23 protein-coding genes are annotated in these 22,774 nt (G+C 37.4%); 2 read left to right on the top strand and 21 right to left on the bottom strand.

Features of this window, described 5'->3' with window-relative positions:
- Nucleotides 1-46 precede the first annotated feature (46 nt).
- Entirely contained in the window at nucleotides 47-271 is a 225-nt protein-coding gene (locus HNQ94_RS06850; protein ID WP_174495550.1) for a DUF1128 domain-containing protein, read from the top strand.
- A 109-nt stretch (nucleotides 272-380) separates the two neighbouring features.
- On the opposite strand, the gene rnc is transcribed toward HNQ94_RS06850, so the two are convergent.
- The 11 genes from rnc to HNQ94_RS06905 all read right to left on the bottom strand — a co-directional run bounded on the left by rnc (nucleotide 381) and on the right by HNQ94_RS06905 (nucleotide 10,791).
- A complete protein-coding gene (gene rnc, locus HNQ94_RS06855; protein WP_174495490.1) occupies nucleotides 381-1,097 on the bottom strand; it encodes a ribonuclease III in 717 nt (238 codons plus the stop codon).
- Between the two features lie 57 nt (nucleotides 1,098-1,154).
- Complete coding sequence (acpP, locus tag HNQ94_RS06860; protein WP_174495491.1) at nucleotides 1,155-1,388, bottom strand: acyl carrier protein; 234 nt, start codon at nucleotides 1,386-1,388, stop codon at nucleotides 1,155-1,157.
- A 123-nt stretch (nucleotides 1,389-1,511) separates the two neighbouring features.
- Complete coding sequence (gene fabG, locus HNQ94_RS06865; protein WP_174495492.1) at nucleotides 1,512-2,252, bottom strand: 3-oxoacyl-[acyl-carrier-protein] reductase; 741 nt, start codon at nucleotides 2,250-2,252, stop codon at nucleotides 1,512-1,514.
- Nucleotides 2,252-3,196: an ACP S-malonyltransferase gene (gene fabD, locus HNQ94_RS06870; RefSeq protein WP_174495493.1), complete on the bottom strand. Its 945-nt coding sequence runs from the start codon at nucleotides 3,194-3,196 to the stop codon at nucleotides 2,252-2,254. Before fabD ends, fabG begins: the two co-directional genes overlap by 1 nt.
- The gene (gene plsX / locus HNQ94_RS06875) at nucleotides 3,193-4,203 is read right to left on the bottom strand and encodes a phosphate acyltransferase PlsX (RefSeq protein WP_174495494.1); all 1,011 of its coding nucleotides are present in this window, start codon (nucleotides 4,201-4,203) and stop codon (nucleotides 3,193-3,195) included. The genes fabD and plsX overlap by 4 nt, the downstream gene beginning before the upstream one ends.
- 18 nt (nucleotides 4,204-4,221) lie before the next feature.
- Entirely contained in the window at nucleotides 4,222-4,782 is a 561-nt protein-coding gene (gene fapR / locus HNQ94_RS06880; RefSeq protein WP_174495495.1) for a transcription factor FapR, read from the bottom strand.
- A 72-nt stretch (nucleotides 4,783-4,854) separates the two neighbouring features.
- Nucleotides 4,855-6,891 (bottom strand): ATP-dependent DNA helicase RecG, encoded by a 2,037-nt coding sequence (gene recG, locus HNQ94_RS06885; RefSeq protein WP_174495551.1) that lies wholly within the window; start codon nucleotides 6,889-6,891, stop codon nucleotides 4,855-4,857.
- Nucleotides 6,892-6,968: 77 nt separating this feature from the next.
- The gene (sdaAA, locus tag HNQ94_RS06890; protein WP_174495496.1) at nucleotides 6,969-7,844 is read right to left on the bottom strand and encodes an L-serine ammonia-lyase, iron-sulfur-dependent, subunit alpha; all 876 of its coding nucleotides are present in this window, start codon (nucleotides 7,842-7,844) and stop codon (nucleotides 6,969-6,971) included.
- A gap of 41 nt (nucleotides 7,845-7,885) precedes the next feature.
- Nucleotides 7,886-8,548, bottom strand: coding sequence for an L-serine ammonia-lyase, iron-sulfur-dependent subunit beta (gene sdaAB / locus HNQ94_RS06895; protein ID WP_174495497.1), 663 nt, complete (start codon nucleotides 8,546-8,548; stop codon nucleotides 7,886-7,888).
- Between the two features lie 171 nt (nucleotides 8,549-8,719).
- Nucleotides 8,720-10,351, bottom strand: coding sequence for a fatty acid kinase ATP-binding subunit FakA (locus HNQ94_RS06900; protein WP_246199953.1), 1,632 nt, complete (start codon nucleotides 10,349-10,351; stop codon nucleotides 8,720-8,722).
- Between the two features lie 77 nt (nucleotides 10,352-10,428).
- Nucleotides 10,429-10,791, bottom strand: coding sequence for an Asp23/Gls24 family envelope stress response protein (locus HNQ94_RS06905; RefSeq protein WP_174495499.1), 363 nt, complete (start codon nucleotides 10,789-10,791; stop codon nucleotides 10,429-10,431).
- Between the two features lie 362 nt (nucleotides 10,792-11,153).
- On the opposite strand from HNQ94_RS06905, the gene rpmB reads away from it, so the two are divergent.
- The gene (gene rpmB, locus HNQ94_RS06910; RefSeq protein WP_174495500.1) at nucleotides 11,154-11,342 is read left to right on the top strand and encodes a 50S ribosomal protein L28; all 189 of its coding nucleotides are present in this window, start codon (nucleotides 11,154-11,156) and stop codon (nucleotides 11,340-11,342) included.
- Between the two features lie 156 nt (nucleotides 11,343-11,498).
- Here the strand turns inward: rpmB and spoVM are convergent, their stop codons facing one another.
- The 10 genes from spoVM to coaBC all read right to left on the bottom strand — a co-directional run bounded on the left by spoVM (nucleotide 11,499) and on the right by coaBC (nucleotide 22,765).
- A complete protein-coding gene (gene spoVM, locus HNQ94_RS06915) occupies nucleotides 11,499-11,579 on the bottom strand; it encodes a stage V sporulation protein SpoVM (protein WP_174495552.1) in 81 nt (26 codons plus the stop codon).
- A 68-nt stretch (nucleotides 11,580-11,647) separates the two neighbouring features.
- The gene (locus tag HNQ94_RS06920; RefSeq protein WP_174495501.1) at nucleotides 11,648-12,301 is read right to left on the bottom strand and encodes a thiamine diphosphokinase; all 654 of its coding nucleotides are present in this window, start codon (nucleotides 12,299-12,301) and stop codon (nucleotides 11,648-11,650) included.
- A gap of 60 nt (nucleotides 12,302-12,361) precedes the next feature.
- Nucleotides 12,362-13,015: a ribulose-phosphate 3-epimerase gene (gene rpe / locus HNQ94_RS06925; protein WP_174495502.1), complete on the bottom strand. Its 654-nt coding sequence runs from the start codon at nucleotides 13,013-13,015 to the stop codon at nucleotides 12,362-12,364.
- A gap of 2 nt (nucleotides 13,016-13,017) precedes the next feature.
- Nucleotides 13,018-13,899, bottom strand: coding sequence for a ribosome small subunit-dependent GTPase A (rsgA, locus tag HNQ94_RS06930; protein ID WP_174495503.1), 882 nt, complete (start codon nucleotides 13,897-13,899; stop codon nucleotides 13,018-13,020).
- 19 nt (nucleotides 13,900-13,918) lie between these two features.
- Complete coding sequence (gene pknB, locus HNQ94_RS06935; RefSeq protein WP_174495504.1) at nucleotides 13,919-15,886, bottom strand: Stk1 family PASTA domain-containing Ser/Thr kinase; 1,968 nt, start codon at nucleotides 15,884-15,886, stop codon at nucleotides 13,919-13,921.
- Between the two features lie 3 nt (nucleotides 15,887-15,889).
- The gene (locus tag HNQ94_RS06940) at nucleotides 15,890-16,642 is read right to left on the bottom strand and encodes a Stp1/IreP family PP2C-type Ser/Thr phosphatase (RefSeq protein ID WP_174495553.1); all 753 of its coding nucleotides are present in this window, start codon (nucleotides 16,640-16,642) and stop codon (nucleotides 15,890-15,892) included.
- 203 nt (nucleotides 16,643-16,845) lie between these two features.
- Nucleotides 16,846-18,183, bottom strand: coding sequence for a 16S rRNA (cytosine(967)-C(5))-methyltransferase RsmB (gene rsmB / locus HNQ94_RS06945; protein WP_174495505.1), 1,338 nt, complete (start codon nucleotides 18,181-18,183; stop codon nucleotides 16,846-16,848).
- Between the two features lies 1 nt (nucleotide 18,184).
- A complete protein-coding gene (gene fmt, locus HNQ94_RS06950; protein WP_246199947.1) occupies nucleotides 18,185-19,132 on the bottom strand; it encodes a methionyl-tRNA formyltransferase in 948 nt (315 codons plus the stop codon).
- 16 nt (nucleotides 19,133-19,148) lie between these two features.
- Nucleotides 19,149-21,557 carry a primosomal protein N' gene (priA, locus tag HNQ94_RS06955; protein ID WP_174495506.1) on the bottom strand — a complete coding sequence of 803 codons (2,409 nt, stop codon included), beginning with the start codon at nucleotides 21,555-21,557 and terminating at the stop codon, nucleotides 19,149-19,151.
- Nucleotides 21,554-22,765, bottom strand: coding sequence for a bifunctional phosphopantothenoylcysteine decarboxylase/phosphopantothenate--cysteine ligase CoaBC (gene coaBC, locus HNQ94_RS06960; RefSeq protein WP_174495507.1), 1,212 nt, complete (start codon nucleotides 22,763-22,765; stop codon nucleotides 21,554-21,556). Before coaBC ends, priA begins: the two co-directional genes overlap by 4 nt.
- Nucleotides 22,766-22,774: the final 9 nt, after the last annotated feature.

Consider the following 22,774-nt stretch of genomic DNA (forward strand, 5'->3'; position numbering starts at 1 on the left):
TAAGAAGAACATCCTAAGTATTAATAAGGTTTGGAGGAGCATAGTGATGAATTTGAATGAGGCAACGGAACAGAACTTATCTTTTGTTATTCATGAGTTAGCTGAACAGTTACAAGTTATTAACCGTTCTATATTAGATCCAAAAGATTTTAGTTTAAAAGACTACGATGATTTGAAATCTATTTATGAAATGGTGAAAGCAAAAGGAAGAGTAAGTGTAGCAGAAATTCACGCCATTATCGATGAATTAAGTAAGTATCGAGTTAAGTGAAAAGAGTAAACCAACAAGGGGATAACCTAAGGAACAAGCATATTCGTGCTATCTAAATTTCCCCTAAAGCACAAAGAACCCTTATCGCAAATGATAAGGGTTCTTTTCATTAATGATGCTTAATTTTAAGCTTCTCTAAAGCCTTTTTTGCAGCATGTTGTTCTGCTTCTTTCTTTGTTCGACCACTTCCAGACCCAAATATATTCTTTTGAATATACACATTCGCTACAAACTCACGATTATGTGCTGGACCCTTCTCTTCCACAATTGCATATTCAATTTGTCCATCTTTTTCTTGTTGTACGACTTCTTGTAATAGGCTTTTGTAATCCATCGCATGAGAAAAAGCACCTGGTTTAATACTTGGAAATACGAACGTTTCTAAAAACTGGAGAACTGCATCAAAATCTTGATCCAAATATAGAGCGCCGATAAAGGCTTCGAACGCGTCTGCTAATAAAGCAGGTCGTGTTCTTCCCCCGGTCATTTCTTCCCCTTTGCCAAGTAAAACTAATTCATTAAATTCTAACTCCTCAGCAAAATGGACGAGAGAAGGTTCACATACAATAGACGCTCGGAACTTCGTTAGTTCTCCTTCACTCATCTTAGGAAACTTTCTAAACAAATATTGTGATACAGCCAGTTCTAACACGGCGTCTCCTAAAAATTCAAGTCGTTCGTTATCCTCTAGTTCATTGTAACGATGCTCATTCACATAAGATGAATGGGTAAAAGCTTTGCGGAGTAGATGATGGTTTTTAAAGGAAACACCAATTTTTTCTTGAAATTGATCAAAATTCACGAAGAATGCCCACCTATCCATCATTTTGTTGTGATAATAATGAGAAAGCCCCGCTTATGAGCAGGACTTTCTATATATGCGTTACTGAATGCTGTTTATGTAGTTTACAGCATCGCCAACAGTTGAAATCTTTTCAGCTTCTTCATCAGAGATTTCCATATCGAACTCATCTTCAAGCTCCATAACTAATTCAACAACATCTAGAGAATCAGCTTCTAAATCATCTTTAAAAGATGCTTCCATTGTCACCTTAGACTCATCAACATCTAAACGGTCAACGATAACCTTTTTTACTCTTTCAAATACATCTGCCACTTTCGTTCACCCCCTTTCTGGTACCCTACTGCCAATTTAATTTGGTAGACAGTTTGTGTCGGGTGCCAGTCACTTGCCGAAATTCTAACACGATTTCGATAAGTGACTGACACCCAATATACACTACATTACCATTCCACCGTCAACGTGAAGGGTTTGTCCTGTCATATAGTTTGCATCATCAGATGCTAGAAATCTAACAACACGTGCAATGTCTTCTGGATTCCCTAAGCGATTTAGTGGAATCATACTTAACATACTTTCTTTTGCTTCTTCAGGTAGTTTATCTGTCATATCCGTCGTAATGAATCCAGGAGCAACAGCATTTACTAATACATTTCGTGTAGCAAGCTCCTTTGCCGTTGTTTTTGTTAATCCAATAACACCAGCTTTTGCTGCTACATAGTTAGCTTGCCCCGCGTTACCAGAAACACCCACAATAGATGCTATATTGATAATACGACCACTTTTTTGGCGCATCATTTGTCTAGTAACTGCTTTCGTCGTTAAAAATACTCCTTTAAGATTTGTTTGAATAACCTCATCAAACTCTTCTTCTTTCATTCTCATTAATAAATTATCCCTCGTAATCCCAGCATTATTAACAAGAATATCTAAACTGCCAAAAGTATCAATTACTTGTTTAACCATGTCTTTTACATCTGCATCAGAAGAAACATTAGCTTGAATAGCAAAGGCTTCTCCACCATTCTTTTTAATTTCTTCTACCACTTCATTGGCTTTTTGTTCACTTCCTGCATAGTTAACAGCTACTTTAGCACCGTTCTTTGCTAATTCTAATGCAATCGCACGTCCAATTCCTCTTGATGCTCCAGTAACTAGTGCACTTTTACCTTCTAACATTACTCAACCTCCTTATACCAATTTAAAAATTCATGTAGTGAATCTGGGTCTTGAATGGCGAATGTTTTCATTCTTCTATTTACTTTACGAACTAATCCAGATAAGACTTTTCCACTTCCTACTTCCACGAAAGCATCTATATCGTGTTCCATCATATTAGAAATGGTTTCTGAAAAACGTACAGGTGAATATAGTTGTTGAACTAGTAAATCGTATATCTCTTCACTCTGTTGAGTTGGACTAGCTGTAACATTTGCATATATTGGTATATTTGCGTGTTGAATAGTTGTATCATGTAGCACATTTTTAAATTCCACACTCGCGGACTCCATTAAACGAGAATGGAACGGGCCACTTACGTTTAGTGGAATTACTCGTTTTGCTCCCGCTTCTTTTAAAGCTTCCGATGCTCTTTCGACTCCGGATTTTGTTCCAGAAATAACAATTTGGCCAGGACAATTATAGTTAGCAACGTCAACTACTTCTTCATCAGAAGAGGCTTCAGATGTGATACGATCAACTGTGTCTTCATCTAACCCCAGCACAGCTGCCATAGCCCCTTTGCCTGAAGGATAGGCTTTTTCCATTAACCTTCCTCTCGTTTGCACGAGCTTAAGTGCATCCTCTACTTGCAACGAAGATCCGCATACGAGAGCACTATATTCTCCTAAACTATGCCCTGCTGCCATAACAGGTTTAACTCCTTCTTTTTCAAGTACCTTTGTAATAACGGCACTTGTTAAAAGTAAAGCAGGTTGAGCATGCTCCGTTTTCGTTAACTCTTCCTGTGGCCCTTCAAACATTAGTGTTTTAATAGGTACGTTTAAAATTTCTTCGGCTTTGTCAATCAGTTGTTTCACTTCATCATCTTTTTCATAAAAAGCTTTTGCCATACCTATTTCTTGTGACCCTTGGCCTGGGAAAAGGAATACTACCTTTTTCATTCTTGTTCCTCCTCTTCCTCCATTTTCATTCGTTTTACTGTTTCCTCAATTTTGGTCGTTACATTTTGTTCCACTAATTGACACGCCTGCTTAATCGCACTAAAAACGGCTGTGTCATTAGAGGATCCATGAGCCTTTATGACAGGAGCTGCTAGACCGAACAACCCAGCACCACCATATTCGGAATAATCCAGCTTACTTTTTAATGTTTTTAAATCCGATTTCATGACACTTGCAGCAATTTTCGTCTTTAAACTACTGTAGAATACTTCCTTCAGCATCTTAAACATCGAAAGTGCTGTACCTTCAATTGATTTCAAAGCGATATTACCTGAGAATCCATCGGTGACAACAACATCAGCAACACCTTCTAGTAAATCTCTTGCTTCCACGTTTCCAATAAAATTGATTGGCGCTTCTTCAAGCAATGTATAAGCTTTTTTAACTAACTCACTACCTTTTTGATTTTCTGTCCCAACATTTAGGAGACCAACTTTAGGATTAGAAATTCCTCTGACCTGTTCGGCATAAATAGATCCCATTATTCCGTATTGTAGTAAGTGCTGAGGCTTTGCATCTACATTTGCTCCTACATCTAATAATAAAAATCCAGAACCGTCTATTGTTGGTAAAGTTGGGCTTAAAGCTGGTCTGTCAATTCCTTTTATTCTACCAACAATAAAAAGACCTGCACTCATTAGAGCACCCGTATTACCTGCAGAAATACAAGCATCTGCACGCCCTTCTTTCACTTCGTTAGCCATTAATACCATGGAAGCATTTTTTTTACGACGAACGGCTCGAACTGGCTCATCTTCACTTGAAATAACTTCAGTCGTATGTATAATTTCAATTCTATCAGTTGTGGATAGATGAGGTTTAATCTTTTCCTCATCACCTATTAACACAATCTGCAAATCACTTCTATCTTGAACAGCAAGACATGCTCCTTTTACTATAGCCTCTGGTGCATTGTCTCCTCCCATTGCGTCAATTGCTAGTTTCATTTATTCGCCTCTCCTTTTTCAATCATTTGAGCGATACATTTCAAAGGTCCCTTTAAAAACGAGTTCATTTTCTACATAACTATTTACATCAACAATAGCTCTCCCTTTATCATCATGCCCTTTTACTGAGGCTTTTGCGACTACACGCTCACCTTGAAGAACCTGTCTCGTAAAACGTATTTCTGACTTAGCAGTTAATGCAAGTTGATCATTTATCACTGCAACAGCTAACGAATTTGCTTGGGCAAACAAATGATGCCCCCGAGCAATCTTATTACGTGAAAAAACATGCTCCTCACGTATATCCAAAATGGAAATAGCACGTTCATCTAACTCTAAATCTACAATTTCACCAATCACTTCATCAATTGGTAAAGCTTTTACCGTTTCATTCCACTGATGAGTGGCCACTGATTTTATTCGTTCTCTTAATTCCGGTATGGATAATTCCATTCGGTCTAGACGTATCGTTTGTATACTAACACCAAACTTGGAAGCTAATTCCTCGTCTGTTATAAAGGGCATTTCTTTTATAGTTTCTTTTAGTTTTTCTTGTCTATCTTTTTTACTTGTTCTCATATTTTACACCGTCCATTTTATGACTAGGTACTAATAGTAATATATAATACCTAAAAACCAAATGCAACGGTTTTAATCTAAAATTTGCCCTTGAATAACCGCATCTTTTTCCACCAAGTGACGTAACGGAGCATATGCGGGGTCACTGAAAAACTTTCCTGATTCGATTATCGTAACAGCATCCTGCCTTGCCGTTTCTAATGCACGATAGTCTTGGATGAGATCTGCCATTTTAAATTCAGGAAGTCCACTTTGTTTTTTTCCAAAAAAATCTCCAGGACCTCTAAGCTTTAAATCTTCTTCCGATAATTCAAATCCATCATTTGTTTCGGTCATAATTCGCATTCTTTCTTTTCCGACATCCCCTTTTGGGTCGGCCATTAAAATACAATAGCTTTGCGCATGTCCACGTCCAACTCTTCCCCTTAGCTGGTGCAACTGAGACAATCCAAATCGTTCCGCATCATAAATTACCATTACGGTTGCATTCGGAACGTTAACCCCAACCTCAACGACAGTAGTGGAAACTAAAACTTGCACTTCATTATTAGCAAACTTTTTCATTACCTCATCTTTTTCATCAGAATGGAGTCGACCATGCATTAGTCCCACTTTTATCGATTCTGGAAAATGGGCTTCTAATTGATGATACACATCTACTGCATTTTGAATGTCAAGCTTGTCCGACTCTTCGATTAGTGGACAGATCATATATGCTTGATGCCCTTGTTGAACTTCTTTTTGAATAAAATTCAATACTCTCTCTAACATATTGTCTTTTACCCAAAAAGTCTCCACAGGCTTTCTACCTTTTGGCATTTCATCAATAATCGATACGTCCATATCTCCAAATGTAGTGATTGCCATCGTTCTCGGTATAGGGGTTGCTGTCATAAATAATACATCAGGAAACAGACCTTTATCCCGTAGCGTACGCCGTTGCTCCACACCAAATCGATGTTGTTCGTCCACAATGACAAATCCTAAGTCGTGGAAAAATACATCATCTTGTATTAAGGCATGTGTACCAATGACTATATCCGCTTCATTTTCCACTAACTTACGTAATATTTCCTTCCTTTTTTTCCCCTTTACCGAGCCTGTGAGTAACACAATTTCTCCATAACCTTCGAAAAGTTCTTTTAAGGAGTCATAGTGCTGCTCAGCCAAAATTTCTGTTGGTACCATAAGTGCCCCTTGCTTGCCTGCAGTTAAAGCAGCATAAAGACCAATTGCAGCCACTACGGTTTTACCGGAACCAACATCTCCTTGTAAAAGTCGATTCATGCGATATGCAGATTCCAAATCACGCAAAATTTCTTTTACTACTTTTTGCTGAGCCCCTGTTAGTGCAAAAGGTAGTTTTTGTACATAATCTTGAACAAGTTTTTTATTTATTTCTTTGGCTGTTCCTTTAGCCGCTTCTCTTTTTTGTTTCCTTAATAGCTGCATCTTTAATTGAAAAAGAAGTAATTCTTCGTAAATAAACCTTCTTTTAGCGTGTTTAAGTAAGATTCGGTTATCTGGAAAATGAATTTGCTTTAAAGACTGTGACCTTGAAGGTATTTTATAATTCGTTAAAAATTCTTCTGGTAACGTTTCCTCTATTTGCTTCTCATATGTATGTAAGGCTGCTTTCATATTTTTCCGTAAGGAGCGTAACGTTAAATCTCCTTTAAGCGGATAAACTGGTTGAATAGTATCGTTTGTTTTCACTGTACCTTTTTTAAATTGACTAACTGTAATTTGAAGGCGATGCATGTCCCACTTTCCTGTGACGGTAACTATATCATCTCGTTGTAACTGTTTTTTCACAAAAGCTTGATTAAAAAAGACAGCTTTAACAGCTATATGTTCCACTTCTAAAGTAAGGACAATTCTAGATTTTTTTCGGCCATAAAAGGTCAGGGAAGGTTCTGAAACAACCTTCCCTACTAATGTTGCCTTTTCATTATGTTGTAGTTCCGTTAGCGGTTTAATTTCTTTTATGTCATATCGAAATGGGACATAGTTAAGAAAGTCTTCCACACTATGAATTCCTATTTCCGCTAACTCTGCCTCCATTTTCTCGCCAATACCTTTAATATTGGATACCGGTTCATTTGACAACAACTAACTCACTCTTTCTATTTAGCTCTTATTATAGGGAAATGTATTAACCTTCACATTTTATAAGGACTTCCCAATTATTTCGAACTTCCATATATCATTTCTGCTAATCTTTTACCGGTTGGTGTTGCTGCTAAACCACCTTGTGCTGTTTCTTTTAATGAGGTAGGCATAGCCTGCCCAATTTTGAACATTGCATCAATTACTTCATCACAAGGAATTCTGCTTGTTACACCAGCTAAAGCCATATCAGCTGAGACAATCGCTTGCGAAGCACCCATTGCATTTCGTTTTACACAAGGTACTTCTACAAGCCCAGCTACTGGGTCACATACTAAACCAAGTGTGTTTTTTAATGTTATGGCCATCGCTTCAGCAGATTGAGCTGGGGTACCCCCTGCCATTTCCACAATAGCCGCTGCTGCCATTCCAGCTGCAGAGCCCACTTCTGCTTGACATCCACCTGCTGCACCTGAAATAGACGCATTATTTGCAACAACTTGCCCAAAAGCCCCTGCTGTAAATAAATAACGAACCATTTGTTCTCTTGTTGGTTTTAATTTTTCTTTTACTGCAAATAGTGTACCAGGAACACATCCAGCACTGCCAGCAGTAGGGGTTGCACATATAATTCCCATTGCAGCGTTGACTTCATTTGTAGCTACCGCTTTACTAACAGCATCTAAAAGTAAATAGCCAGATAATGGTTCTTTTTCTTGCATATATTTTTGAATGAGCACAGCATCCCCACCAGTTAAACCCGAACGAGATTGAACTCCTTTAAGACCATCCTCTACAGCCTTTTCCATTACTTCTAGATTTGCTTCCATTTGCTCCATCACTTTTTCACGTGATTTTTCCGTTACTTTCATTTCCTGTCTTATCATCACTTCGGAAATGGATATATGTTGACTTTCAGTTAATTCAATTAATTCCTTCACATTACGAAACAAAAGAAAAACCCCCTTCATGTAAGCGGTTTCGAAATAATCCTTTACTCTGAAACCTTAACGACCTGTAATATGTTATTCTCTTTTTCTAATTGCGTAATGATCTGAACATCAATGTTTTGGTCTGTTTCAATAACCATTAGCGCTTCTTTTCCTTGCTCTCTCCTGGACACTTCCATTCGACCAATATTAATTTCATATTTAGCTAATATTTGCGTGACTGCTGCAATCGCTCCGAAGCGATCATTATGCAAAACTAAAATAGCAGGGTGATGCCCGGAAAGATTTAAATCAAATCCATTTAACTCTGTAATTTCCGCCTTACCTCCACCGATAGAAATACCAACTAATTCAAGGCTAGCATCATCATCACCAATATGAATTTTGGCTGTATTTGGATGCTCAGGAACTGCATCTTCTTCAATAAAATTGATTTTCATGCCTTTTTCATTTGCTATATTAATAGATTCACTAATCCGTGTATCAAACGTATCAAAATCTAATAATCCTCCAATAATGGCAACGTCTGTACCATGTCCTTTATATGTGCTCGCAAAAGAACCGTACAAGTGAATATTTGCCCACTTTGGCTCTCGTCCAAAGAGCTTTCTTGCCATACGTCCAATTCTAGCAGCACCAGCGGTATGGGAACTAGATGGCCCAATCATAATAGGTCCAATAATATCAAAAACTGATCTATATTTCATCGTAATTTTCACCTTCCTTAAGTCAGGGTTGAAAACAGACTTCCTTACTCTTATTTTATCTAGAAATGTGTCGCTTGCCAAATACTATTCTACTTTTGGGCCTTCTAAATTATTCCACTACTAATTATGGCAGAAAAAAACGTGTTGGAAAACATTCCAACACGTTTGAACTTACTCAACAGAGAAAATAAATGAATAAATAGGTTGATTCCCTTTATGAACTTCGACTTCAAGATCCTCAAAGTTCTCTTCTAAATAACTCTCTATTGCTTCAACTTCCTCATCTGTACCATCTTCACCTTGTAAAATGGTAATGATTTCATCCTCTTCATCATCAATTAAATTAGCTAACAATTCCTTGATAACTTCTAATTTGTTTTGATGTGAGGATTGGATTTTGCCATCAGCAATCCCCATGAAGTTTCCTTTTTCTATCGTTATACCCTCAATTTGTGTATCACGAACAGCATATGTGATTTGACCTGTCTTTACAGACTCAGCCGCTTCCTGCATGGCTGCTTTATTTTCGTCTAAGGATTGTTCAGGATGGAACATGAGTAAGGCACTCATTCCCTGAGGAACTGTTTTTGTTGGGATAACAGCAACTTCACATTCTGCTAACTCAACCGCCTGCTCTGCTGCCATTAAAATATTTTTATTGTTCGGCATGACAAGTACTTTTTTTGCATTTGCCTTGTTAATAGCCTCCGCAATGTCCTGCGTACTTGGATTCATTGTTTGACCGCCTTCAATAACAACTGTAGCACCAAGACTTTCAAACAACTTCTTAATTCCATCACCCATTGCAACTGTTACAATTCCAAATTCACTCTTTTCTTTTGGTGCTGATTTTTTCTCCTGTTTGTCACCAACAATAGACGTATGTTGTTCACGCATATTTTCGATTTTTAAGTTGATCAAGCTTCCGTATTGTTGACCATATGTTAACACTTCACCAGGATATTCAGCATGGATATGCACCTTTACGATTTCCTCATCCGATACAACAAGCAAGGAATCCCCATGGTTACTTAATGCATTACGGAAATCATCTTCGTTAAAAGCGTTTTCAGCTAATTTATCTTCCTCAAATTTCACCATAAACTCTGTGCAATAACCAAACTCAATTTCGGATGTATCCATGAAGTCTTGGTGCATTTTATGGTGTTCAGCGTTAACCATATCATCCATGCCAGGACCTGACACAGACGTCTCAGGAAGTTCTTCACCTTTCAAAGATGCAAGAAATCCTTCGTATACAGTAACGAGACCTTGCCCACCACTATCAACAACCCCAACTTCCTTTAAAACAGGTAGAAGGTCAGGAGTTCTTTGTAGGGATTTTTTCGCTTCATCTAAAACAATTTCCATCAACTGTACAACATCTTTAGCCGTTTTGGCAGATTTTTTACCTGCCTTTGCAGCATCCTTCGCAACGGTAAGAATTGTACCTTCTACAGGCTTCATTACAGCTTTATATGCTGTTTCTACTCCTGCTTCAAACGCATCAGCTAAATCAACAGCCGTTAGGGAATCTTTTTCTTTTACGGATCTAGAAAAACCACGGAATAATTGTGATAAAATTACTCCAGAGTTACCTCTAGCACCCATCAATAAGCCTTTTGCTAAAGTTTCAGCTACGACACCAGCATGACTTTCATTTAACTTTCTTACTTCTGCAGCACCAGAAGTCATCGTTAAATTCATGTTAGTGCCCGTATCACCATCGGGAACCGGAAAAACATTCAATGCATCAATCATTTTTGTGTTATTTGTTAAATGGTTAGCTCCCAAAAGAACCATTTGCGCGAACACTGTTCCATCTATCTTTTGTACCGTTGTCACTCCTATATCCTCCTTCATGCGTCAATAGCCTATTGTCAAGAATTCGTTACTCGAACACCTTGTATAAAAATATTTACAGAATCAACGTTTAAACCTACCGTTTTACTTAGCGTATATTTCACTTGATTCTGAACGTTGTGTGCGACTTCCGAAATTTTTGTACCGTAGCTTACAATGATATACATATCAATATGTATTTCATCGTTTTCTTGACGTACGACGACACCTTTTGAATAATTTTCTTTACGTAAAATTTCAGCAAGCCCATCTCTTAATTGTTTCTTTGAGGCCATTCCAACAATTCCGTAGCATTCAACAGCAGCACCACCAGCAATAGTCGAAATAACTTCTGTAGTAATGGTTACATGACCGTATTCATTTTGTAAGTCAATGGACATATAAATCCTCCTCTTCAACTTAACTCTAGCTATGGTTATTTTACTACAAAGGATATTGTTTTAAAAGATAAGGTATGTATGATTGCAATACCCCTCTAATACAATGAAATAAAAATCATGTGATGTCAAGATATTTAACTTGATATTATTATATGTAGAGCATTGCATTCTTAATAGTATTGTGATAAATTGATTAAGTATGTAATGACTTAAAACAAAAGATCAGTTGATAATCTTATGGTTTATCAATCGTGAAATTGTCCTTTAATCGGCTGAAAACCGATCGACCTTTATGGTTGGCATACTATTCTTCATTTTTATGAAGAAAGTATTAGAATGATTCACAGGTAGGAGGGATTACATTGGCTCGTAAATGTGTTGTTACTGGACGTAAAACTCGTACAGGTAATGCGCGTTCTCATGCGATGAATGCAAATAAACGTACGTGGAAATCAAATGTACAAAAAGTTCGCGTTATGATTGATGGCAAACCTCAACGTGTTTATGTTTCAGCTCGTGCGCTTAAATCAGGCAAAATTGAACGCGTTTAAGTTATAGTGTTAAAAACGCAAGCGCCAATAGCCCCTTGGAGATTGGCGGCACAGCTAGACATAATTGCATATTAATCAATGAAAAAAGCTGTCGATATCCTCGACAGCTTTTTTTCATTGTTTTGCCCAACTTTGATTAAAGTTATGGTATAGCAATTAATCTTTTTTGAATATACCAATAATTGCTCTAACCATCCCACCGAGAAACTTTGGGAGTTTAATCGTATAAAATTTCAATTGTTCCCCCTCCTCTAACCTTCAAAGTCAAAGACCCAAAACCTAACGAATAATAAGAATGACGTACATTAATCCAGCACATCACGGCTCTTTACAACTATTAATATGCCTGAGGTAAAGGAAAAAGTACCAATTTTTCCATTTAACTGATTGGAAATACAAAGTGTTGATCCAAATTGTACCTCTTTGTCCTTTAATGGATAAATAAATCCTTCTAAAGTCAAATCTAAAACCGATAGGCTCTGTGGTATGAACGAAATATATTTAAATTTAGGCTCATATTCAATTTTATGCATACCAGGAAGTTTTAGTTCTATCCAATTTGATTTATTTATCAATACCCCTTTTATTCCTGCTTTTTCAATCCGATAAAGCATGTGAATATTGATAAGCTCATGGTCTAATCTTCCACCAGTTACCCCAAAGAGATAAATAATGTCTGGATTTATTTCTATTGCTTTTTGGATGGCGAGTTCTAAATCAGTTTCGTCTTTTTGGGTAGAATACGTTTCTATTTTTATCGAACACTGATCAATCGTAAGCATTTCATCCGCATTAATAGAATCAAAATCTCCCACCCCTATTTGCGGGATAATATTATGCTCCAATAATGTTAAATTCCCACGGTCAGCTCCAATCCAGAAAACAGAATCAGAATCATATTCTTTTAAATCAGGAAGATCTTGTGCAGGACCTCCCCCAACTACGCCCACAATTTTCATCTGAATCACCCTTATTCGTATTTCATTTCGAGAAAAATGAAGATAGCTGCCTATTGGCAGCTATCGAATAGATTGTAAAATATTATCAATTGCTTGCTTCCGATCAGGAAAATTAAAGACAGCACTTCCAGCAACTAATATATCAGCACCAGCATCTACACATGTTTTTGCCGTATTCACATTAACGCCACCGTCAATTTCAATATCAAAATGCAAACCATCTTCCTCTCTCCATTTGGCAATTTGACTAATTTTTGGAACAACCGAGGAAATAAACTTTTGACCACCAAAGCCTGGATTAACAGTCATTAGTAGTACAAGGTCCACATCCTGTAAAATTGGACGTATTAACTCAGCAGATGTGGCTGGGTTTAAAACAACTCCCGCTTTAACCCCTTCCCCTTTAATTAATTGAATTGTTCGATGCAAATGGGTACATGCTTCTTGGTGAACCGTTATAAAATCTGCACCAGCCTTTGCAAACAAAGGGATATATTTGTCTGGATCTTCAATCATCAAGTGTACATCTAATGGAAGATCGGTAATAGGTCGAATCGCATCTACAATGAAAGGACCAATCGTAATGTTTGGCACAAAATGTCCATCCATTACATCAATATGAAGATAGTCAGCCCCTGCTTTTTCTACATCTTTAATTTCATCACCTAATTTTGCAAAGTTAGCTGATAAAATGGAAGGTGCTATTTTCGTCATGACTAATACCTCGGCTTCCTATTGTGAATTTCGTCCAAAAACTGTAAATAATGATTGTAACGGAGAGAACTAATTTCTCCTATTTCAACAGCTTCCTTCACTGCACATTTTGGTTCCTTATGATGCTGACAGCCTCTAAACTTACAATCATTAATACGTTCTAGCATTTCAGGAAAGTAGTACGTAAGATCAGAGACTTCTATTTCCGTAAACTCTAACGAACTAAAGCCCGGAGTATCCGCAACATGTCCACCACACAATGAAATTAACTCTACATGCCTCGTCGTATGCTTTCCTCTACCCAAACTCTCTGAAATAATATTCGTCTCCAAATTCAATCCAGGTTTTAAAGCATTTAACAAAGAAGATTTCCCTACACCTGACTGGCCAGCTATAACAGACGTTTTCCCTTCAATAAAAGGGATAATCATATCCGCTTGCTCTTTAACCTTCGCAGAACTTAGAAGGACAGGATAACCCATTTTTTCGTATTCTTTTTTAAATTGCATCATTTTTTCATTTGTTTTTTCATCAATTAGATCCATTTTGGATATAACGATAACAGGCTCAATGCCATTGGATTCAACTAAAACGAGAAAACGGTCAAGTAAAAGAGCATTAAATTCTGGCTGAGTTGCTGACGTCACAATAATTGCCTGATCAATGTTAGCAACTGGAGGACGTATTAGTTCATTTTTACGCTCATTAACTTGAACAACATAGCCGTCCCCGTCGTCCTGAATATCAATTTCTACATCATCTCCAACAAGCGGATTAATCTTTTGTTTTCGAAACAGTCCTCTACCTCTACATTGATAAACCTGATCATCAGCCTCTACATAATAAAAACCACTTAATGCCTTTACAATCTTCCCTTTCGTCATTCTATACAATCCCACCTTCTTAATATGGCACTTTTTCATCTATTACAACACTACCATCAACGACAACCTTAAATCTTCCTATTTGATCAGGAGCAATTGTTAAATCTACGGCAAATGTTTTATCCTCACTTATTGTTTCTGATGTATGAATATCTTGAAAATTATGGGTCATATCTTCTACATAAATTTCTACTAATTTCTCCACCTGTTCATCAGCATTCCCGTTACCGTTACCGTTGCCGTTGCCTTGATTACTATTGTCGACTGTTACGGTATATTGTACTCGTTTTGTAACAGGTTTTTGTTCTGCTCCTTTGGAAACATGCACTTTGATTTCTGTACCTTCCTCCACTTCTGTAAAGGCAGCAGGTTCCGTTTTGATTACATACCCTTCTGGTACATCATCTGAAAATTCTTCAAGGACATAGATATTTAATTCATTTTCTACTAAATATCTTTCCACATCTTCTAACGCTTGGCCACTTAAGGGCTGGAGCACGATTTTCTTAGGGCCTGAACTCACTTCAAAGATAACCCTTGTTTCTTCCGGTAATATCGGAGTCCCCGAATCAGGACTTTGCGCTATTATTTCACCTTCTGGACGATCTGACTCAACTGGTACTCTAGTGATTTCTTTATAATTTAAGCTTGTTAATAAACGCTCTACTTGATCAAATTGTTGACCAACGTAATTATCAAATTCCTTTTTCTCTTTACCTAAACTCGTAATAATCGTAACAGTAGATCCTTCCTTTACTACCGAACCAGCATCTGGATCTGTAGTAATTACAAAGCCTTCTTCAATCGTATCCGAATTTCTGGATTCACTTTTCACATCTAAATTTAGCGCCCTTAACTCACTATAAGCCTCTTCATATGTCATACCTTCTACACTAATGATTTCTACCTCTTTTGGCATTAGCCATTTAGGTAAAAGGAAAAGGGCAGCAATTCCACCTATAACAAGCATTGTAATGAGAGCAATAACCCATATTTTCCATTTTTTCTTTTTCTTCTCTGCCTCAGCACTCTCATTTTTCTTACGAATAATCGTCTCACCATGGTTGTTGGATAGATCATTATCAGATGTAATGATAGGAATGGCCTTTGTTTCTTCTCCCTCTTCCTGTGGCGGTATATATTTATTTTCATTATAACGCTCTGGAAGTAAAACTGTAGCCAAATCCTCCTCAAGCTGGTGAGCATTTTCATAACGATGAAATGGATTTTTTGCTGTAGCTTTTAAAACGACATTTTCTACACTCTGTGGAATATCGTGAATCCATCTTCTAACAGACGGTGTTTCACTTTGCAAGTGTTTCAAAGCAATAGAAACAGCAGATTCTCCTGAAAAAGGGAGTCTACCAGTTAGTAGTTCGAAAAATACGATTCCTAAAGAATAAATGTCTGATTTCCTTATTGCTGTACCGCCTCGGGCTTGTTCTGGTGATAAGTAATGTACAGAGCCAAGTACAGAATTCGTTTGGGTTACACTCGTACTACTTAATGCCATGGCAATGCCGAAATCTGTTACTTTTACTTTTCCACTATTATTGATTAATATATTTTGTGGCTTAATGTCCCGATGGATAATTTCATTTGCATGGGCATGAGAAATAGCAGAAGTAACTTGTTTCATTACATCAACAGCTTCTTCTACAGGCAAAGGACCGTACATTTGAATATATTGCTTTAACGTCATACCTTTCACATATTCCATCACTATGTAGTAAATGCCATCTTCATTGTCTTCACCGACGTCAAAAATATTTACAATATTAGGATGTGACAAACTTATCGTCGATTGGGCTTCTCTTCTAAATCTTTCGATAAATTCTTCATCATGAGCATATTCCATTCTTAACACTTTTATCGCTACATCACGCTCTAGAATAAGGTCATGGGCTAAATAAACATTAGCCATCCCACCTCCACCTATTGCGTGTTTAATTTGATAACGCTCATTTAATAACTGTCCTCTAAACATGCCTTATTCACCCTCTTTCTTTTGAGGGCTGTTTTGAACGATGGCAAGCGTAATATTATCTTCGCCACCTCGCTCATTTGCAAGATTAATAAGCTTATTGCAGGATTCCTCTATCGAATCCTCTTCAATAATATACTGGTGTAATTCATTATCTTCTACTTTATTTGTTAAACCATCGGAGCATAATAGGAGATAGTTATTTTCTTCCCAACCGATTGTTTTTACATCTATCCCTACCTTCTCTTCTGTTCCTAATGCTTTTAATAAAACATGCTTTCTCGGATGGTGTTCTGCATCTTCTTTAGACAATTGGCCAGACCGAACTAATTCATTAACTAAAGAATGGTCTTCCGTGATTTGCTTAAATCCGTGACTGTTAGATAAATAGCCACGACTGTCCCCAATGTGTCCAATCGTAATAAAATCAGACGCACAAATGGCAGCCACAACCGTCGTACCCATTCCCCTACATTCTTCGTGCTCAATTGCATAATTCAAAATATCTCGATTAGCAATTTTAATTTGCTCACTAAGCCACTCTTCTGCTTCTTCAGGGGACCCAATTCTCCCTACTTTTTCCCATTCTTTATGTAGACTAGCTGTCACAAGTGCACTTGCTACATCGCCAGCACTGTGTCCCCCCATACCATCCGCAACAATAGCCAAAATTTGTCTATCTTTATTAAGATAGATTCCTCCAGCATCCTCGTTATGGCTTCTCACATGTCCGGTATCTGTTAGAAAACTTCCTAACATTACTTTCACCTCGTCTCTTCCTTACGCCCTTTAGCCTTCCTTGGCACATAGGCAGTATATATATCATCTACTTGCTCACGTATGAACGTGAAGAGAATCATTTATCACTATACGTCTTTCGTTATTAAAGGTATTCTTTAACGTATTCATAAAATCCTTTGAAATATTTGTCATTTTTATGAAAAGAATACACCATAAGTGTTTTACTTTTTAACTAGCCTCGTTAAGAAAAAACCATCTGTATTTAAATCATGCGGGAAAAGTTGTAACCCCAAATCACTTAAACCAGGTAAACCTTGACACACTTCAGGAAGTTCTTGTTGAAACGCTTTATCAAGCTCATACTCAGAATGATCCTCCAGAAATGTTTGAATTAATTGTTCATTTTCTTCTTTATCCACTGTACACGTACTATATACCATTTTGCCACCAGATTTTAATAACGGGCTTACCGCTTCTAAAAGTTCGCGTTGGATTTTAGATAAATTCACAATGTCCTGTTCTGATTTTTGATACTTAATATCCGGCTTTCCTCGTAATACACCTAAACCGGAACAAGGTGCATCTAATAAAATTCGATCAAAGGTTTCACCATCATAAATTTCCCCTAGTCGTCTACTATCCCCTTGTTTCGCTTCAACAATCGTTAAACCGAGCTCTTCTGCTTTTTGTTCTACTAGCTTCGTCTTTTTTTCATGTAGATCATAGGCGTGAATTTCCCCTACGTTCCCCATTTTTTCAGCAATATGTGTTGTTTTGCCACCAGGAGCACTACAAGCATCTAATACAAGCATACCAGCTTGCACATCCATCATTTCTCCTACTAGCATAGAGCTTTCATCTTGGACTGTTAGGTAATCTTTAAAAAGAGGATGGCGGAATACATTACCTTTTTTAATAATAATCCCTTGAGGCGACAACTTTGACCGTTCCACTTCTATTCCATCTTTTTGCAAAGTTTCTATTACTTCCTCACGAGTTATTTTTAACGTCTGGACCCGAATCGACACTTCTTTTGTATGCAAATTTCGATAACACATCGATTTAGCCTGGTCGATTCCATACCATCTAACAAATCGCTCTACTAACCATTTAGGATGACTTGTCTCGATTGCTAAGCGTTCCACCGGGTCTTCAATAGATTCCAAAGATGGTAGACCTTCTCGTTGTACCGTTCTCAATACACCATTTACAAAGGACCCAATTCCTTTATGCCCTTTTTTCTTGGCCATTTCAACAGACTCATGAATAATAGCATGATCCGGAATTTTTTCTAAATACTGCATTTGATAAATAGCCATATACAATAGCCATTTTACCCACGGCTGAACCTTTCTTTTCACAAATGGAGATAAGTAAAAGTTAAGGGTATCTCTTCGTTGCAACGTTCCATAAACAAGTTCGGTAAGTAAAGCCACATCCTTACTATTTAATCCGTCTTTTTCAATTGATTGATGGATAAGCAAATTACTATATCCACCACTTTCTCCAACCCGAACTAAAATGTTTAAAGCTGCTTCACGTACTGTTTTTTGTGTCATGTCAATCTCCTAACTTGTCACCTATTTGTAATTGGCTTCCTGCCCCTCTTAAAAAAGACTCTGCATCCATTCTCTTTTTTCCAGCTGGTTGTAAGTCCGTAATATTAATAGCTTGGCTATTCCCGCACATCACAACAAAGCCATCTGACAAAATTTCGACGATTTCTCCTGGGGTACCTTTATATGTAGTTTCTACTTTTTCTCCCCACCATACTTTCATGTTTTTTCCCTGCCATGTTGTTGATGCTACTGGCCAAGGGTGTAATCCACGAATATGATTGTAGACTTTTTCTTGGGAATCCTCCCAATTAATTTGCTCTTGTTCTCTTTTTATATTATAAGCATACGTAACCTTATCTTCATTCTGTTTTTCAGGGTGGATATTTTCTGAAAATACGTCAGGAATTGTTTTGCTTAATAATGCAGATCCCGCTTCTGCTAGCTTATCATGTAAAGTTCCTACATGATCTGTTTCTGTAATAGGTACACTCACTTGAGAAATCATATCTCCAGCATCTAAAGCTTCCACCATATACATAATGGTGACACCTGTTTCTTTTTTTCCTTGCAAAATAGCATAGTGAATAGGAGCACCGCCTCTTAATTCGGGCAAAAGAGATGCGTGAACATTAATGCAACCGTACCGAGGACTCTCCAATAGCTGCTTCGGTAAAATTTGACCGAAAGCGGCCGTCACAATTAAGTCAGGTTTATATTCTAGCACTTTATCGTATTCATTTTTTATTTTTTCAGGTTGAAATACGGGAATCCCCTGTGTTTCTGCCTCCACTTTAACCGGAGGAGGTGTAAGTGTTCTTTTACGGCCTTTCGGACGGTCAGGCTGTGTAACAACAGCAACTACGTTATAACCATCCTTTATAATTTGTTGTAAAACAGGAACTGCAAAGTCTGGTGTACCCATAAAAACGATTCGTTTGCTTATGCTCATGATGCTCTCCTTTCGCCTACATCATTTGATTTGGTTCAAAATCTACTGATATTTGTAAGTCTTTCTGTTGAATTTCATCTTCAAACAATTGAATAATACTTTTCATTTTTTTATATAAATCGGGCTCATTTCTGTATTTTATCATGCATTGATAGCGATATCTATTTTTGATCCGAGTCAAAGGAGAAGGGGTTGGTCCCAGTATCTTTGTATCTGGGGCAATTTTCTCCGATAAAATTTTAGCAATTTTTTGTGCTACTTGAACGACGTAAACATGATTCGAATGGGAAACGGTTACTAATGTTAAGAAATAATATGGTGGATATTGGAACGTTTTCCTTATGTTCATTTCGTGTTGAAAAAAGCCTTCATAATCATATTGACTAGCTAATTCCACACTATAATGCTCCGGAGTATACGATTGAATAATTACCTCCCCAGGTAGTTGGTGTCTCCCAGCACGTCCACTAACTTGTGTGAGTAATTGAAACGTCTTTTCTGACGAGCGAAAATCTGGTAAATGTAACAAGGAATCAGCTGCTAAAACACCTACTAGTGTAACATTGGCAAAATCCAAACCTTTTGCAATCATTTGAGTCCCTAACAAAATGTCGGCTTTATGTTCCCCAAATTGTGTTAATAGCTTTTCGTGTGCTCCTTTACGTCTTGTTGTATCCACATCCATCCGAATTACTCTAGCCTCCGGAAAGGTTTGTTGGAGTGCTTCTTCTACCTTTTGTGTTCCTGTTCCAAAATATCTAATCGATTCACTCTCGCACTCAGGACACTTTTTAGGCATCGGAATTTCGTACGAGCAATAGTGACATTTTAAACGTTCTTGATTACGGTGATACGTTAAAGAAATATCACAATGAGGGCATTGAACAGTATTCCCACAATCTCGGCAAATAACGAAAGTGGAATAGCCTCTACGGTTTAAAAACAAAACGATTTGCTGCTTCTTTTGAATACGCTCTCGTATTTTTTCCTGAAGCTCCATCGAAAACATGGACCGGTTACCTGCATGTAATTCTCCCCTCATATCTACAATATGAACCGCAGGCATTGCTTGTTCATTCATACGTTTAGACAACGTTAACAATTTATAAACGTCCTTTTTTGCTCTCGCAAAGGTTTCTAATGTGGGTGTAGCACTCCCTAGCACTACTGGACACTGATGATGTTTACCTCTGTAAATAGCTACATCTCTTGCATGATACCTAGGATGGTCATCTTGTTTATAACTCGTTTCGTGCTCCTCATCAATAATAATGATGCCTAAATTACGAAATGGTGCAAAAATAGCAGATCTAGCCCCTACGACTACTTGTACTTCTTTTCGTTGAATTTTTCGCCACTCATCAAATTTCTCTCCTGCAGAGAGACCACTGTGCATGACCGCAACCTTTGATCCAAAACGACTTTTAAATCGCTGAACCATCTGTGGAGTTAAGGCAATTTCAGGAACTAAAACAATAGCCTCCTTACCTTGCTCCAAAACCTTCTGGATTGATTGCAAATAAACTTCTGTTTTTCCACTACCTGTTACTCCATGCAAAAGAAAAACATCATGGTTATTTTCATCAATCGACTTCTTAATAGGCTTAATAGCGGCAGACTGTTCACTTGTTAACTCTAAAGGAACTGTTTTTTCAAATGTACGATTCTGTAACGGGTCACGGTACACTTCCTTCTCAAACAGTTCAAGTAGTCCCTTTTTGGAAAGATTATTAATCGTAGAACGGGTAGTGTCTATTTTTCCTAAAAGCTGCTTCAAAGGAATAGCCTCTGGTTTATCAAGGAAATAAGTGATGATTTCTTGCTGTTTCACTGCCTGCTTTGGAGTATCTAATAAAGCCTCTTCTAGTTTCCAAAGCTCTACAGGTTTTACCCATGTGATTTTTTTCTTCGTCTCTTTACTTTTTACGATATAACGAATCTCTACTAAGCCATCTTGAATAGCTTTTTGTATTTGATAATAGGTTATTTGTCGATCATCTATATCACTAAATGGAACTACAGCTCTGCCTGCAAATAAGAACCGTAAAGCCTCCTCTAACATATCCTCCTGCGCTAATAACCAAAGCTCTTTTTCATATTTTGCTTTTAATATTTGCGGGAGCATCACTTGAAGTGCAGTGATTTGAAAACTGAGTGTCTTTTCTGCCAACCATTTACCTAAAGAAATTAATTCATTTGTTAAAACTGGAGTAAGGTCCATTACTTCCTGAATTTCTTTCAACTTACTAATAGACGATTCATTTTGAACTTCTACTACAAATCCCATTACTTTTCTCGGACCAAATGGAACGATTACACGCATTCCCTCTTCCATAACCCCTATATAACGTTCCGGAATCTTGTAATCAAATAAGCGATCAATAGACATAGAGGGAACATCAACTATAACTCTTGCTATGTTCACAATGTACCATCCTTCATATCATTTTCCATTAGGACGAAGATCTTTTTTGCAATTTCTGATTTGGACAGAAGTGGCATAATCTCTTCTTTACCTTTTGCAGACAGAAAAGTAACAATGTTCGTATCCACACTAAAACCTGCACCTTCTTGACTAATATCATTGACAACAATGGCATCTAAATTTTTCTTTGCGAGCTTTTCCTTACCATAGCGAATTACATCGTTTGTCTCTGCAGCGAATCCAACTAAATATTGCTGTTTCTTTTTTTTACCTAAAGTTTTCAAAATATCTTTTGTCCGTTCCATTTCAACTACTAGATTTCCGTCTTGCTTTTTCATTTTTTGGTCAAAGGTTTTTATTGGTTTATAATCAGCTACTGCTGCAGATTTAACAACAATATCACACGCATCATAATGCAAAAGTACTTGATCATACATCTCTTCTGCCGTTTTTACTTCTATCCGCTTTACTTTCGGCGGAGTTGGAAGCTTCGTTGGTCCTGTGACTAGCGTTACATTTGCTCCAAGCTTTGAAGCAACTTCAGCTAACGCATACCCCATTTTTCCAGAAGAATGATTCGTAAAAAAACGCACTGGATCAATAGATTCTTGTGTTGGACCTGCAGTAATTAATATTTCTTTACCATGAAAAAAAGTAGAGTCTTTACTGTTTTCTTGTTCTTCTATTACACGAATAATTGTTTCTGGTTCTTCTAATCTTCCTTTACCAACATACCCACAAGCTAAAAATCCTTCGCCAGGCTCAATAAATTGATACCCAAATGAAGTTAACGTTTGCATGTTTTTTTGAACAGCAGGATTTGCATACATATGCACATTCATTGCTGGTGCAACATAAATAGAAGCACGTGTAGCAGTTAACGTTGTTGTTAACATATCATCTGCTATGCCATTAGCAACCTTCCCAAGAACGTTAGCTGTTGCTGGAGCTAATACAAAAATATCTGCCCAATCCGCCAAATCAATATGGGCAATTTTATTTGGATCCTTTTCATCAAAAGTATCAATGTAAACTGGTTGTCTGGATAAAGCTTGAAATGTAAGGGGATTCACAAACTTTTGTGCACTCTCTGTCATTATAACCTTTACGTTTGCCCCTTTTTGAACAAGCTTACTCGTTAAGGCACATGCTTTATAGGCAGCTATGCCACCTGAAACCCCTAACACTATGTTTTTGTTTTGTACCATCGCTCACTC

The organism is Salirhabdus euzebyi, from assembly GCF_014207435.1.
Taxonomy (GTDB): Bacteria; Bacillota; Bacilli; order Bacillales; family Alkalibacillaceae; genus Salirhabdus; species Salirhabdus euzebyi.

Coding starts and splice junctions, on each gene's coding strand:
- HNQ94_RS06850 (WP_174495550.1), top strand. CDS start 47: ATGAATTTGAATGAGGCAACGGAACAGAACTTATCTTTTGTTATTCAT.
- rnc (WP_174495490.1), bottom strand. CDS start 1,097: ATGATGGATAGGTGGGCATTCTTCGTGAATTTTGATCAATTTCAAGAA.
- fabG (WP_174495492.1), bottom strand. CDS start 2,252: ATGTTAGAAGGTAAAAGTGCACTAGTTACTGGAGCATCAAGAGGAATT.
- fabD (WP_174495493.1), bottom strand. CDS start 3,196: ATGAAAAAGGTAGTATTCCTTTTCCCAGGCCAAGGGTCACAAGAAATA.
- plsX (WP_174495494.1), bottom strand. CDS start 4,203: ATGAAACTAGCAATTGACGCAATGGGAGGAGACAATGCACCAGAGGCT.
- fapR (WP_174495495.1), bottom strand. CDS start 4,782: ATGAGAACAAGTAAAAAAGATAGACAAGAAAAACTAAAAGAAACTATA.
- sdaAB (WP_174495497.1), bottom strand. CDS start 8,548: ATGAAATATAGATCAGTTTTTGATATTATTGGACCTATTATGATTGGG.
- HNQ94_RS06900 (WP_246199953.1), bottom strand. CDS start 10,351: ATGGTTCTTTTGGGAGCTAACCATTTAACAAATAACACAAAAATGATT.
- HNQ94_RS06905 (WP_174495499.1), bottom strand. CDS start 10,791: ATGTCCATTGACTTACAAAATGAATACGGTCATGTAACCATTACTACA.
- HNQ94_RS06920 (WP_174495501.1), bottom strand. CDS start 12,301: ATGAAAATTGTGGGCGTAGTTGGGGGAGGTCCTGCACAAGATCTTCCT.
- rpe (WP_174495502.1), bottom strand. CDS start 13,015: ATGACGAAAATAGCACCTTCCATTTTATCAGCTAACTTTGCAAAATTA.
- rsgA (WP_174495503.1), bottom strand. CDS start 13,899: ATGACGAAAGGGAAGATTGTAAAGGCATTAAGTGGTTTTTATTATGTA.
- pknB (WP_174495504.1), bottom strand. CDS start 15,886: ATGTTTAGAGGACAGTTATTAAATGAGCGTTATCAAATTAAACACGCA.
- HNQ94_RS06940 (WP_174495553.1), bottom strand. CDS start 16,642: ATGTTAGGAAGTTTTCTAACAGATACCGGACATGTGAGAAGCCATAAC.
- rsmB (WP_174495505.1), bottom strand. CDS start 18,183: ATGACACAAAAAACAGTACGTGAAGCAGCTTTAAACATTTTAGTTCGG.
- fmt (WP_246199947.1), bottom strand. CDS start 19,132: ATGAGCATAAGCAAACGAATCGTTTTTATGGGTACACCAGACTTTGCA.
- coaBC (WP_174495507.1), bottom strand. CDS start 22,765: ATGGTACAAAACAAAAACATAGTGTTAGGGGTTTCAGGTGGCATAGCT.